This window comes from Butyrivibrio sp. INlla21, assembly GCF_900116875.1.
Taxonomy (GTDB): Bacteria; Bacillota; Clostridia; order Lachnospirales; family Lachnospiraceae; genus Butyrivibrio.
Map to the genome: position 1 here is coordinate 1 of NZ_FPCC01000047.1, position 13,288 is coordinate 13,288.

A 13,288-nucleotide genomic window follows, 5' to 3' on the forward strand; every position below is an offset into this window, starting at 1 on the left:
GAATGTTCTGGAAACAACTTCCCCAACAGAGTTTTTGATAATGCAATCGTGTTTGTCTTTAGCGACATCAATTCCTACATAGATCATATAGAACCTCCCGAAAAATAGTATTGATACTGTTTCAAATCCACAGGGCTCCTTGCAATCGTAACCTACTTCTTGATAAACCGTCATGCGGTAACTAACTGATTAACAAATAAACAAAGAGACTGTGGTTGGAGCCTTACTTAAACCGTCTATGCGGTAGGAGAAAACAACCAATCCACAGCATCTTAAACAGCATAGTCGAACCTATTGAAAAGGTAAAGAAAGACTATGACTAATACTAATAGTAGGGGAAATAAATAATATGAAAGTTATTATTTTCGGATTAGGGAACACGGGCAAAACTTTTTTTAAAACAAGAATAGATAGAAATCTGGATAAAGTAATCGCCTTTACGGATAACAACGACAAATTTTGGAATACTACTTACGAAGATATTTCGGTTATTCCTCCTAATGAGATTTATAAGTATGAGTGTGACTGTGTTGTAGTAGCTAGCGTTTACGCGGAAGAAATAATAACTCAGCTTAATGATATAGGAATTAAAGCAGAAATACTTAGGCCGGAAGATTACGTTCGTTACTTATACACAAGAGAAAGATATTCAGAAGCTTATTCCACAAAAGAGATAATAAAGAAAAAAATCTTTGATGATGAAATTGTTGTATATACAGCTATTACCGGCAACTATGATAATTTAAATGATCCTTGTTATTTTGCGCCGGGAATACGATATGTATGTTTTACTAATAATAGGGAAATAAAATCTGATAAATGGGAGATGAATTATATTTCTGATACAAGCCTGGACGATATCCATTTGGCTAGACATATTAAATTTTTCCCTAATAAATATTTAAAGGAATGTGATACTAGTGTATGGGTAGATGGGAAATTTCAAGTAATTGGAGATATCAGAGAATACATTGGTGTTTTTCAGAAAGATAAGCCGATGCTTTGCTTTCCTCATTTTGAAAGAAAATGCTTATATGATGAGGCTGCCAAGCTTATTTCATATGGAATAGGAATAAAAAAAGATATTATCGATCAGATAACTTATTATAACAGCCAAGGATATCCTATAGATAATGGATTGATTGAAACCGGGTGCATTATCAGAAAACATAATGATTCAACAGTTATTAATTTGATGAATGATTGGTGGACTGAGTTGAAACGTTTTTCATACAGAGATCAGATAAGCTTACCATATGTATGTTGGAAAAATGATTTTATACCGGATATTAGTGATCAAAACTTATATAAAAACAAATGGCTGTTGTGCACAAGAGGATACAGTAAAGCGATGACTAATCATTAATTGCTATGATGAGGAGGGAATGATGCAGAATAAACATGTTTTGATATATGGAATGGGGCCGAGATTTTATGCACCTTTTTTTCATGATTTCTTACTTCCTGAAATTGTACTATCAGCAGAAAACGTTGAAGTAAGCGATAAAGATTTAAGCAAGGGAAAAGAGACTTCTTTCTCGTTTATAGAAAGAAGCGATAAGTTCAAAGAATATGATTATATTATTATCACAAGTGACAAGTACTACGATGAGATTAAAAAAGAACTAATATCTGAATTCAATATTGATGCAAGCAGATTTCAATCTATAGAAGACATACAGGCGAACGTATTTAAAGAAAGGTTGATGTCCGGACGATTTGTAGGGTGCAGTGGTGTGGAAATAGGCGGCCCGAGCAAATTGTTTGAATCTTGCATATATGATGTTGTAGAAACGTGCGATGGAGTTAATTTCTCGGGCGATACGGTATGGTGGAAAAATACAGGGAAAGGTTTTATTGTTGCTGATAAACGAATTGGAGAAGTTATTATAGCCGATGCAACTAATCTTAGTCCGATTGATGATGAGAAATATGATTTTTGTATGTCTTCTAATATTTTGGAACATACTGCCAATCCAATAAAAGCTATGGCTGAGATGAAACGAATTGTGAAAAAGGGCGGAGTTATTCTTACTATAGTACCCAATAAGGACACTTGCTTTGATCATAATAGGTCAGTGACAGAATTTGTTCATCTCATAGACGATTACAAAAATAATACTGATGAAAAGGATCTTACTCATTTGAAAGAAATATTGGATAAGCATGATTATGAAATGGATGATGGAATTGCATCTAAAGAGGAGTTCGCAAAGAGAGCAGAACATAATTACGATAATAGATGCTTGCATCAGCATGTATTTGATGAGAACTTACTGAAAAATATTTGCCGATATCTTGGAGTTAAAATACTATCGTCCGGAAAGTTATACAACAATTGGTTTGTGATAGGAGAAAAGTAAGGTAGTAAAAATTTATGAAGCGAGTTTGTGTATACGTTATTTATGATAAGCAGAACATAGTAAATCCATATATTGGTAAAGTGCTTTCTGAGCTTAGCAAGTTTGCTTCAGATATATTTGTGGTGTGTAACTTTAGCCATATAGTATCAGGAGAAGAGTATGTTACAGCGTATGCCAAGGATATATTTTATCGTGAAAATATAGGCTATGATGCCGGAGCATATAAAGATGCATTGATTCGCTTTATAACATGGAACCGAATTAAAGAATATGATGAGTTGATTCTCACTAATGATACATATTTTGGACCACTTTATCCTTTTGAAGAAATGTTTGGGGTAATGGATTTAATGAAGTGTGATTTTTGGGGGATAACAAGGCATCCCGGAGGAGATTTGGAAGAAGTGGGATGTTTTGGGCAGCACATACAGAGTTATTTCTTGTGTTTTAAGGATAGAATTGTACATGATCCAAGATTTGAGGAATATTGGGAAGAATATAGCTATAAGGACGATAAATTACAGACAATAGCGAATTTTGAACTTGGAATAAATGGTTTACTAAATAATATTGGATATATTGGTGCTTCTTATATGGATTCAACTAATGTTCCAATCCGCCATGGTGCAAATCCATACAATACATTTGCGTATGAGTTGATTAAGGATGGCAGAATACCAATCATTAAAAAAACAAATTTTTATGGAAAGAATAGGGCGTTGGTTAATGCTCTAAAAGCCCTTGACTACATAAAGAAGCATTGTGATTATGATGCCTCGCTTATAACGGATTATGTAGAAGAATACAAGAAAAAAGGACTTATTGGGCCGTATTATGATTTTGAAAGATTGGAAGAATTCGTAAAGTCACATAGGCGGGTATTTATATATGGTTCAGGAAACTGGGGACATATCACTGCTGATTATATAACGAGCAAAGGACTGACATATGAGGCCTTTGTTGTGACAAAAGCTAAAGATGATTCTGTAATTGAGTTTGATTCTATAGATATTAAAGATACAGACGGAATTATTATTGCTCAGGAATATAAAAATATTTGCGATGAGATTATTGACTTTATTGGTATGCGCGTAAAGAGAGTAAATATATTTACACCTTGTTACCCGCAGGTAAATTGATATGTTTTTAGATGACAAAGTAAGTAGGGCAAAAGAAATAATAGTATATGGCGCGGGATCAGTGGCAGACCTGCTGTACGCTTATTTGAGTATGAATTCGCAGCAAAAAAAAATCAGAGCTTTTGCTGTGACTAATACCAATGGCGCTCCGTTAGAGAAACATGATATCCCTGTGATAAGTGTAACTTCAGCGCGGGTTAAATATCCTGATGCATTACTTATTATTGCTGTTCATGAGAAAACAGTTGCTGCGGTGCTGAAAACTGCTACAGAACTCGGATTTAAACAATATATTATAGGAGAAGCAAAAGAGTTAAGAAGAAACCTATACCATGAACTTTATAAGTATCCTTTGGAAAAAAATAAGATATTTATGATGAATTATCATGGTGGAGGATATGGATGTAACCCCAAGTATATAGCTGAGCAGTTAATAAAGAAAGACATAGATAATGAACTTGATATTGTATGGGGAGTTACAGGAGCAAATCATCATTTTCCTGAAAGAATAAGAACTGTTCAGATTGGAACATACGATTATTATAAAGAGTTGGCAACATCAGGGATATGGATTGATAATGTCCGAAAGACAGATGAAGTAGAAAAGAGAGAAGGTCAATACTATATACAGACTTGGCATGGGGCGGCACCTTTTAAAAAAGTCGAGGGGGATCTTGAAGGAAGGGCTTCTGAGGCAATTATTGAAATGGGAAAAAGAGATTCCGGAATGGTCGATCTTTTTATTTCGGGGAGTGAATTTTATAGTAAGCTTTATAGGGATGCATTTTGGTATTCAGGAGAAATACTTGAATCAGGACTTCCCAGACAGGACGTTTTTTGGAATGGCTCTAATGTGATTAGAAAAGTTCGGAATAATATGAACATATCTGATAATAAGTTGATTGTTTTATATGCTCCCACTTTTAGAGATGACGGAAACACAGATTATTATAATCTGGATTTGTGTTCCGTTAAAGAAGCTATACGGGAGAGATTTGGAAAAGAGTGTGTGGTGTGTGTCAGTAAGCATCCGTTAAACAATCATATTGATTATGCTATGGATAAAACAGAGTATATAGATGTGAGCATCTATGATGATTTTGAAGAAATACTTGCTACTACTGACGTTTTGATTACAGATTATTCAGGATGTATTTATGATTATTCTTTTTCCGGAAATCCGGCTTTTCTATATCAACCGGATCTTCAGCAAATGAAGGAAAGAAGAGATTTTTATGTTGCTCCGGATAAAATGCCTTATCCGTCTGCATGTGATATGAATGGTTTGACTGATATCATCTTGAATTTTGATGAGTGTGACTATGCCAATAAACTGTCACAATTTATGAGTGAGTTTGGCAATTATGATGATGGTAAAGCCTCAGAGCGAGTTTGTGAAAGAATTTATTCTATAATCAAGTAAACATTCATGGCTATATGTTTTGCTACATAAGGAATTGTGAAATGGTAGAGATATATAATGATGTGTCTACAATCGAAGAGCTTATTAGTAAACATAACAAGATATTTTTGTATGGAGCAGGAGCGTCATGTAAGTTGCTTCTTGAGTCTTTTTGGAACGAAGTCTTGAAAGGACATGTGACATGTATTATAGATGCAAATGAGAAGTTAAATAACACTTCTATAAGAATAGGTGATGATGAAATAAACATCAAAAATTGGGATAATTATTGTAATGAAAATAATTGTCTCGAATCTAACCCTGTATTTCTTCTAACCCCGGTTTTTTCGGCACCTATAGTTAATTCATTGGATGATAATGATAAATTTGATGGAGCTATAGTGTATCTATGGCCGATGATCTGCCTTAACCAACATCCTGATGATTTTAGTCTTAAAAGTGAGAGCGCTCCTTTGATTCCGCAAAAAATACATTATTTTTGGATTGGAGGGAAATCGATTCCTGACGAGTATAAAAGGAATATAGACGGCTGGAGAAAACTTAATCCGGATTATGAGATATGTCTATGGAATGAGGAAAACTACGATTTTGGTGCAATACCTTATACAAGGGAGGCTTATCAATCCGGAAGTAAGTATCTGATGTATGTAACCGATTATGCGAGGATGGATGTTCTATATAGACATGGTGGGATATATCTTGATACAGATGTTGAATTACTAAAACCATTGGATGATCTTCTGTATAACAGAGCGTTTATAGGAATAGAAGAGAATGCGCAGCTTAATTCCGGATCAGCTTTAGGCGCGATTCCAAGACATCCAATGATCAGAAACTTAATGAAATGTTATGAAGATGAACATTTTCTGGATGAAAGCGGTAATCCAAAAAGGAATTACAATACATATTTTGAGACAAAATGTTTTATTGGCAATGGCTATAAGCTGGTGAATCATTATCAGAAAATTTGCGATGTTGTCTGCTTCCCTCGTGAGTTATTTATGCCTATTTGTTTCGCGGGAATGGAAGATTGTTATACGAACAGAACTGTATCTGTTCACAATATTAATTCTGAACGTCATGCAATCAATAAAGCAGCTTATGAGAAATGGAAAGATAGGATCAGGTGAATGACTATGATAAACAGATTTAAGGATATTTATGACAGATTATCAGATGAAAAATCAAAAGAAATCTTTGAAAAAAGGCTTATATATAGTCTTACAGGGGAAGAATCATATTTGCAGGTGCTGGGGAATCAATATGAGAAAGATGTTCTTGAAAGCTCTGAGTGGAGGACTTTCTATGGGCTATTGAAATCATGCGGTGAAAAAGTCGCATTGTATTCGGCCGGTTATTGGGGACGTGAATTGATTCGCCATACTAAAGAGATAGCATGGAAATATGTAGTTGATAAGAATCCCGGAGGAAAGGAATTTCAGGGAATATCTTTAATCAGTACAGATGAATTTATTGAAATTGCCGGCGATTATAAGGTCGTTATTTCGTCGCGTGTTTATTACGAGGAAATTCGAGATGAATTGATTCAAAAAGGAATACCTAGTGAAAACATAATCGATGGGGCTATTTTGTTTGATATGTCGGAAGGGAAACAATATTTTGACTTGCAAGAATTACCACATAATACTAACGGTGAAGTTTTTGCTGATGTCGGCTGCTATGACGGACTTTCTGCATATTTCTTCGATAGATGGTGTGGCGGGAATGGATTCTCATACTGCTTTGAGCCCGATGCGACTAATATATCCAGGATACATAGAATTCTTAAGAATAAAGATGTTTCAAAATACGAACTAATAGATAAAGGAGTTTGGAGTTGCGGTGGACGCTTAGGTTTTGTATCAACCGGAAATAGTGTTTCACATATTCCCGATAATAATGAAAGAGCAGATTCCGGAGATAGCATTGAAGTTGTCGCGCTGGATGATGTTTTACTAGATAAAGGTGTGACTTTTATCAAAATGGATATAGAGGGTGCTGAATTGGAGGCATTAAAGGGAGCAAATAGAATAATAACCGAGAATAAACCCAAGCTGGCAATCTGCGTATACCATAAACCGCAGGATATTTGGGAAATTCCTGAGTTAATCCTGAAGTATAATCCGGAATATCGATTCTACATAAGACATTATTCTTACAAGGATAATGAAACAGTTTTATATGCATTCTGATTAAGGAGAATCTATGCAACTCGTAATCTTCGGCGCCCAGGGCTATGCCCTTGGCGTCTATGAAGCGATGAAAACTTTATATCCGGAGCGGGAGATTCCTTTCTTCATGGTTTCGAGCCTTGAAGGGAATCCGACTGTGATTGCGGAGATTCCGGTGAGAGAGGTTGCGGAAGTCTCTGCGTCTTTTTCTGATGAGGAGAAAAAAGAGCTTGAGGTCATTATCGCTACGCCGGAGAATGTCCAGCAGGAGATAGAGGAGACGCTTGATGGATATGGATTTAGCAATCACAGTAGACTTACCGGCGAACGCTGGGGTGAGCTGATGGATGCGTTTCATGCAAAGCGTGGTGAGTTCAATCCGCTTGCTACATATCCTGCAAATGGAACGAAGTCTGCAGGACTTAATATCTTCTACGCAAGATCCCATAAGGATAAAGAACTTAAGACCAAGATCGTAAGACCCGGATATATGCATGCGATCCAGGTTGGTGCGGCAAACACCGATGAGCGGATTGCTGATATTACGGATGATACGGGGGATAATATTTCAGCCAAGAACGGGAACTACTGCGAGATTACGGGGCTTTACTGGATTTGGAAGAATAGATTATGCGACGAGAGCGAAGATATCAAAGATTCCGACTACTTCGGCCTTGCGCAGTACAGGCGAAGCTTTGAACTTACGGAGGATGATCTGCGAAAGCTCTTTTGTAACGACATTGATGTTTTGCTTCCTTATCCGCTCATGTACGAGCCGGATATCAACAAGCATCATGAAAGATATTTAAAGGACACGGACTGGAAGGCTCTTTTGACGGCGCTGGAAGAACTTTGGCCTGAGTACGCGGAGTATTTTCCGAAGGTCTTGGGGCAGCAGTACATGTACAACTACAACGTGATCCTTGCCAAGAAACAGGTGCTTAAAGACTACTGTGATTGGCTTTTCCCTGTGCTTGCGCGCGTTGAGGAGCTTTCTGTTCCCAAGGGCAGTGAACGCTCTGATCGCTACATCGGCTATATGGTCGAGACGCTGGAGACGTTGTATTTTATGAAGAACAGGGATAAGCTCAAGATTGCACATAAAGAGTGCAGGATGTATGTGTGAGGATAGGAAAATTTTTTAAGACAAAAAGAAATATCTAGTTAGAGTAGAGATTGAACAGATCAAGAAATTCAGAAACGGTGACTATTTGAACGCTTTTGTGTTTTTTGACATCAAGAAGGTCTTTATCTCCGCTTACAATATAATAGCATTTAGCGTCCAAGGCGCATTCGATGAATTCTGGGAGCGTTTTTGGAATGCTTTTCTCTAAGGTATTCTACAGTTTCCATATATTCTTCGAAGATTTCTACAGTTGCAAAACAATCTATTTTATCATTCATTAGGAGATCAACAACTTCTTTTGGCTTACCGCCAAAGAAAATAGCAGAAGCAATGACATTTGTATCTAAAACTATTCGCATCAGGATTTTCTCCTTTTCCTGACGGCGGAGACTGCTTCATCAATATCACTTTCTTTCATGCCAACACGTTCAGCCCATTCACGGGATTTTTCCATAAGATTGTTAAACTCGTTGAGATCCGGAGCGATTATTGGCTTGAGTAATATATTGTCGCCATCTGTAAAAACAATCAGCTTGCTACCGATATCCAATGAAAGAGCGTCCCTGATATTCTTTGGAAGAACGACTTGTCCCTTTGAAGAAACAGATGTAACTTCGGTAATGATTTCTGACATATGGATTCTCCTTTCTGGTAAGATTTTCTTACTTAAAAGATACCAATTATGCGGGAAACTGTCAATAATATTATCTTTTATCGTATTCGTTGCTAAAACACCTCCATTATTATTTGATAAATGTGGAATAATTCGCGCGATTGCGCTGTATTCTCATGTATATGAACAACTATATATACATGGATAAAAGAATTGACTTGGATTATAGGATAGAATAAAACATTCGTCAAGTCATGTCATTCCTGTACAAAATAAACCTAAAATTTGAATGAAATTTGCAAAAATCACAAAAATATTGTTGAAAATGATATATAACGCGTTTATCATATTGGTATGAGAGTAGTGTGCATTAGAAAGGGGAAAGGATATGTTGATTCAGTTTTCTGTTGAAAACTATATGTCTATCAGAGATAAGGTTTTTCTTAGTATGGAGCCGTCAAAAGATTCTGAGCATCCTGAAAATATAGTTGAAAAAGGCAAGTGCAGTGCGGTCAATACTGTGGCAATATACGGAGCCAATGCGTCGGGAAAGAGTAGCCTGTTCAAGGCGATAACTGTCGCGATACTGATGGTCAGAAACTCGAATAACGTACAGGTGACGGACAAATTACCGGTTATTCCATTCAAGTTTGATGCAGAATCCGTTAATAAACCTACATCATTTGAGTTTATTTTTGTTGCCGGAGACAACAAGAAATATATATATGGCTTTAGTGCGACAACAGAGAAGATTACGGAAGAGTATCTGTATCGCTACGGAACTGCTAAGCCCACGCTCTTATTTGATCTAAAAGAGGGTGAGACACCCAAATTTAACAGATCATATAAAACCAAGCTTGAGACAGTATATGAGATGAATACGCCGAACAAGCTATTCTTGGCAACCGCAACAAACTGGAATGTGGAATGTACCAAGATTCCATTCGAGTGGTTGGCGGATTCTATCGATACATTTACCGATGTAATGACGCTTAGCGGGTTTGCGTTCGATAAATATCGTACTGACGAGACTGAAGGATATGTGAATTTTACAAAGAAACTTTTTCAACAGGCGGATATCAATATAAGTAGCATCAGTATTGATGCAAAGGAAATCATGGCGAATAATATTCCACTTCAAATCCTCATGCAAGGTAAGCCTTTTCCGCTTGAAGAGAGCAAACACTTTGAGATGAAAATCACAACCGGGCATATCATAACCAAGGAAGATGGGGAAAAAGAGGAGTTTAAGTTGACGCTTCAGGAAGAGTCTCTCGGAACACAGCTTCTGTTCTTCTATGGGCCGATACTTAAGGACGCTTTTGAGAAAGGTAAAACCATTATCCTAGATGAAATAGATAAGAGTATGCATCCCATCCTTGTAAAATTTATCATAAATCTCTTTAGGGACCGTGATATCAATGGCAAAGGGGCTCAGCTCATCGTAACCACCCATGAAACAGGAATATTGACGCTTGATATGTTCAGAAGGGATCAGATTTACTTTACAGAGAAAGACTATCAGACCGGTGTAACTGACCTATATTCATTAGATGAGTTTTCTGTCAGGAAGACAGAGAATATAGAAAAGGGCTATTTGCTTGGAAGATATGGTGCAATTCCATTCCTGTGTGGGGAGGAGGTATTCTAAATGGCAGATAGATCTTTTCAAAAGAAAAAGAGAAATGATGTCAAGCGACAAAGAAAACCGGTTATCGTCATCGCTGCAGAAGGTAGAAATAAGACAGAATATGCGTATTTTGCATCTTTTCGTGAACAGCATGGAAAGTACGTAATTCGTTTTGCTAATACCGGATTGGACACAGATCCAAAGGGAATGCTTAATTGCATGGATTCATATTGGAAAAAGAATGAACTGTCGACCAAAGAGGGCGATAAAGCATATATTGTTCTCGATATGGACCTTGATGAGAAAAAGATAAATACAGTAAAAAGGCTTCAGAAAAAAAGAGAATGTAAGATTCATAGCATCAAATCCTTGTATTGAAGTATGGTTCATATTGCACTTTGTCTACACTACACATCCTTTCAAAGACAGTAAGGAACCGAAGAAAGAGCTTACTAAGTACATTGACGGATACAAAGAGAGTATGGATATCGCGGAGGTTCTTCGTCCAAATCTGGAAGAAGCTAAGAAACGCATTAAGCAGCTCAAGGCGTATTACAAGCAGATAGGGACTGAATGGGGGAGCGTCAAGTGCAATCCTATGAGTGATGTGGTGGAGATTATAGAGGAGCTGGAGTGATTTTTAAAAAATATCATATATATGAAAGGGGGGGGTATAAGTAATGGCGAGTAATGTTTTTATTTCATTTAGATATAAGGATGGAATCCAGTATAAGGAAGAATTATCGAAATTGTTTGATAGATATGAGGACACGGTTGATTATTCCGAAGATGAAGATCGATCTAAAATGTCTGAAGAAACAATAAGAAAGTATCTGTATAACAAATTAAAACGTTCTAGTGTTACAATAATATTAGTTACTCCGCTTGCAGTTAATCATCAAATGGATTGGCTTGGGCGATATGATGACTGGATGTATGATGAGATAAGATATTCATTAGAAGAACGTGAAAATAATCGTACTAATGGTTTGGTTGCTGTATATACTCCTGAAGCAAAAAGAATGCTTTTTGATAGTTATGGTTCAGGTGTAGTAATACAAAATGTGAATAACCTTTTTCGAAGAAACATGATGAATATTAAACGTGAAAACAAAAAAGATTATTCTTCATTATTCTTTGATGAAGACTATGATTCGTATTGTTCATTGGTTGATTATTGTTCATTTACCCAAAATCCTGGAAGGTACATAGATATTGCATTAAAAAAAGAGATATGAAAGAGCGGTATAATATAGTTAAGCGAATGTGATTCTTATTTAGAGGCACGGAGTACTTATAAAAAAGGAGGGGTTAGCTATCATATGGAAAATAAAATTAAATACTTAGAGATGATACAAGGTGTAATCAATAGAATGGCTAGTAATTCTTTTATGCTAAAAGGCTGGAACATTGCGTTATCAGTGGTTGGAATATTTGCTTTATCGCGAGATAATCTAGATTTATTACTTATAGTTGCAGTTTTAGTTTCGACTCTTTTCTTTTGGGGGTTGGATGCTTTTTACTTACAAAAAGAGAGGCTATATAGATCATTATATGAAAAAGCAAGAAAAACGGCAGAGGAAAATGTGGATTTTTCAATGACGGTGTCGATAAAGGACTTTTATGAAAAAAAGAATAGATATATTTGTTGCTTTTTCTCCGTTACGGAGATTGTTTTTTATTTGTTATTGATTATAGGTAGTTTATCTATAGTATTTATTAATCACGTTGTTGGCTTTTAAGGTGAAAAAAGTATGGCAAGAAGTGTCTTTTATAGTTTCCATTATGAAAATGATATTTTTAGGGTTAATCAAGTTAGAAACAGGTGGGTTACATATGGAAATCAAATTCAGTCTGGAATTATAGATCATGCTGAGTTTGAAAAAATAAAACGTACTGGAAAAAAGGCAGTGGAGAACTGGATAGATTCTCAGTTGGATGGTACATCTGCGACGATAGTACTAATAGGGGCTGAGACTTTATATAGAGAGTATGTACAATATGAAATATGCAAGAGTCTTCATAAGAATAACGCTATTATCGGTGTATATATAAATAATTTATCAGATATTAAAGGAATGGTGTGTTCTCCTTGTAATCGACATACGGTTATTGGTTATTATTCCAGTGGTAAGCCAGCGTATTTTGACGAAGTAGCAGACGCGATATATGATTATAGGATTGATAATGGATATGAAAACTTAGATAAATGGGTAGAACGAGCAATTATTATAAAAAATGCTAGATTATGATTGCTTTAATTATACGTACTACTAACATATAGGCTTTTGCCCAATCATTGAATCCTATGCTGCGCGGACACAAGCGATTACATGCCAGCAATATAGAACTACGCCGGCTATTTTAAGCCCATCGCCCGAACCGGCGTGAACCAAGATTATTATAGGACAGCAGAATACATGAATCGTGTCAAAAAATATAACGAATCCCCATACAAACTCAAAAATCCATCCTAGATGACCAAAAAAGGGCTTTGCGCGAGAGCGCAGGCCCTTTTTTCGCAGTGCGCCTAGCGGCGCACGTTTCCAACGGGTTAAAGTCCCGAATTCGCCCGGTAGTGGGAAGGATATAGCCGAAGGCAAGGGTGTCCATCGCGAGGTGGAATCTGAAGGAAGCTGGATGTGAGGAACATACTAACTCACGGGCAAATCTCTGGTCTGACGAACAGAAATCTCATATGAGGTCATGCATGAGGGTAAGGCTACTGCACAAGTCGAAACCCCATAACTACACGGAATCATGCATGATAGATGAGGCAGATGGATGGAGAGGAAGAAACGTGTGGTACCTAGGGAGGTCTGC

At 36.6% G+C, this 13,288-nt stretch carries 13 protein-coding genes and 1 pseudogene; 12 read left to right on the plus strand and 2 right to left on the minus strand.

Annotation, left to right across the window (positions count from 1 at the left end; all coding sequences use genetic code 11):
• The first annotated feature begins 349 nt into the window (after positions 1-349).
• From BM377_RS15485 to BM377_RS15515, 7 genes are read left to right on the plus strand one after another with little or no spacing between them, the layout of a single operon-like run.
• Complete coding sequence (locus BM377_RS15485) at positions 350-1,366, plus strand: glycosyltransferase domain-containing protein (protein WP_092250752.1); 1,017 nt, start codon at positions 350-352, stop codon at positions 1,364-1,366.
• A 19-nt stretch (positions 1,367-1,385) separates the two neighbouring features.
• Positions 1,386-2,363, plus strand: coding sequence for a methyltransferase domain-containing protein (locus BM377_RS15490; protein WP_092250755.1), 978 nt, complete (start codon positions 1,386-1,388; stop codon positions 2,361-2,363).
• Between the two features lie 14 nt (positions 2,364-2,377).
• Positions 2,378-3,502, plus strand: coding sequence for a rhamnan synthesis F family protein (locus BM377_RS15495; protein ID WP_092250758.1), 1,125 nt, complete (start codon positions 2,378-2,380; stop codon positions 3,500-3,502).
• 1 nt (position 3,503) lies between these two features.
• The gene (locus BM377_RS15500) at positions 3,504-4,925 is read left to right on the plus strand and encodes a CDP-glycerol glycerophosphotransferase family protein (RefSeq protein WP_092250761.1); all 1,422 of its coding nucleotides are present in this window, start codon (positions 3,504-3,506) and stop codon (positions 4,923-4,925) included.
• Between the two features lie 41 nt (positions 4,926-4,966).
• A complete protein-coding gene (locus BM377_RS15505) occupies positions 4,967-6,055 on the plus strand; it encodes a glycosyltransferase family 32 protein (RefSeq protein WP_177223927.1) in 1,089 nt (362 codons plus the stop codon).
• A 6-nt stretch (positions 6,056-6,061) separates the two neighbouring features.
• Positions 6,062-7,117, plus strand: coding sequence for an FkbM family methyltransferase (locus BM377_RS15510; protein WP_177223928.1), 1,056 nt, complete (start codon positions 6,062-6,064; stop codon positions 7,115-7,117).
• A 13-nt stretch (positions 7,118-7,130) separates the two neighbouring features.
• A complete protein-coding gene (locus BM377_RS15515; RefSeq protein WP_092250770.1) occupies positions 7,131-8,222 on the plus strand; it encodes a DUF4422 domain-containing protein in 1,092 nt (363 codons plus the stop codon).
• A 149-nt stretch (positions 8,223-8,371) separates the two neighbouring features.
• Here BM377_RS15515 and BM377_RS15520 read toward each other — a convergent pair whose 3' ends face one another.
• Both BM377_RS15520 and BM377_RS15525 read right to left on the minus strand, forming a co-directional pair.
• Entirely contained in the window at positions 8,372-8,581 is a 210-nt protein-coding gene (locus BM377_RS15520; RefSeq protein ID WP_092250773.1) for a putative toxin-antitoxin system toxin component, PIN family, read from the minus strand.
• Complete coding sequence (locus BM377_RS15525; protein WP_092250776.1) at positions 8,581-8,856, minus strand: AbrB/MazE/SpoVT family DNA-binding domain-containing protein; 276 nt, start codon at positions 8,854-8,856, stop codon at positions 8,581-8,583. The genes BM377_RS15520 and BM377_RS15525 overlap by 1 nt, the downstream gene beginning before the upstream one ends.
• Positions 8,857-9,223: 367 nt before the next feature.
• Between BM377_RS15525 and BM377_RS15530 the strand changes: the two genes are divergently transcribed.
• From BM377_RS15530 to BM377_RS15555, 5 genes and pseudogenes are all read left to right on the plus strand, one after another.
• A complete protein-coding gene (locus tag BM377_RS15530; protein ID WP_092250779.1) occupies positions 9,224-10,486 on the plus strand; it encodes an AAA family ATPase in 1,263 nt (420 codons plus the stop codon).
• Positions 10,487-11,102 (plus strand): annotated as a pseudogene (locus tag BM377_RS16585) (RloB family protein).
• Positions 11,103-11,145: 43 nt separating this feature from the next.
• Positions 11,146-11,703 (plus strand): TIR domain-containing protein, encoded by a 558-nt coding sequence (locus tag BM377_RS15545; RefSeq protein WP_207646922.1) that lies wholly within the window; start codon positions 11,146-11,148, stop codon positions 11,701-11,703.
• A gap of 84 nt (positions 11,704-11,787) precedes the next feature.
• Positions 11,788-12,207 (plus strand): hypothetical protein, encoded by a 420-nt coding sequence (locus tag BM377_RS15550; protein ID WP_092250788.1) that lies wholly within the window; start codon positions 11,788-11,790, stop codon positions 12,205-12,207.
• Positions 12,208-12,219: 12 nt separating this feature from the next.
• Positions 12,220-12,717, plus strand: coding sequence for a TIR domain-containing protein (locus tag BM377_RS15555; protein ID WP_092250791.1), 498 nt, complete (start codon positions 12,220-12,222; stop codon positions 12,715-12,717).
• Positions 12,718-13,288: the final 571 nt, after the last annotated feature.

What these genes read in the sequence shown, in the direction of transcription:
- BM377_RS15495 (WP_092250758.1), top strand. Translation starts at nt 2,378, where the DNA reads ATGAAGCGAGTTTGTGTATACGTTATTTATGATAAGCAGAACATAGTA.
- BM377_RS15510 (WP_177223928.1), top strand. Translation starts at nt 6,062, where the DNA reads ATGATAAACAGATTTAAGGATATTTATGACAGATTATCAGATGAAAAA.
- BM377_RS15550 (WP_092250788.1), top strand. Translation starts at nt 11,788, where the DNA reads ATGGAAAATAAAATTAAATACTTAGAGATGATACAAGGTGTAATCAAT.
- BM377_RS15520 (WP_092250773.1), bottom strand. Translation starts at nt 8,581, where the DNA reads ATGCGAATAGTTTTAGATACAAATGTCATTGCTTCTGCTATTTTCTTT.
- BM377_RS15490 (WP_092250755.1), top strand. Translation starts at nt 1,386, where the DNA reads ATGATGCAGAATAAACATGTTTTGATATATGGAATGGGGCCGAGATTT.
- BM377_RS15545 (WP_207646922.1), top strand. Translation starts at nt 11,146, where the DNA reads ATGGCGAGTAATGTTTTTATTTCATTTAGATATAAGGATGGAATCCAG.
- BM377_RS15500 (WP_092250761.1), top strand. Translation starts at nt 3,504, where the DNA reads ATGTTTTTAGATGACAAAGTAAGTAGGGCAAAAGAAATAATAGTATAT.
- BM377_RS15525 (WP_092250776.1), bottom strand. Translation starts at nt 8,856, where the DNA reads ATGTCAGAAATCATTACCGAAGTTACATCTGTTTCTTCAAAGGGACAA.
- BM377_RS15530 (WP_092250779.1), top strand. Translation starts at nt 9,224, where the DNA reads ATGTTGATTCAGTTTTCTGTTGAAAACTATATGTCTATCAGAGATAAG.
- BM377_RS15485 (WP_092250752.1), top strand. Translation starts at nt 350, where the DNA reads ATGAAAGTTATTATTTTCGGATTAGGGAACACGGGCAAAACTTTTTTT.
- BM377_RS15505 (WP_177223927.1), top strand. Translation starts at nt 4,967, where the DNA reads ATGGTAGAGATATATAATGATGTGTCTACAATCGAAGAGCTTATTAGT.
- BM377_RS15555 (WP_092250791.1), top strand. Translation starts at nt 12,220, where the DNA reads ATGGCAAGAAGTGTCTTTTATAGTTTCCATTATGAAAATGATATTTTT.
- BM377_RS15515 (WP_092250770.1), top strand. Translation starts at nt 7,131, where the DNA reads ATGCAACTCGTAATCTTCGGCGCCCAGGGCTATGCCCTTGGCGTCTAT.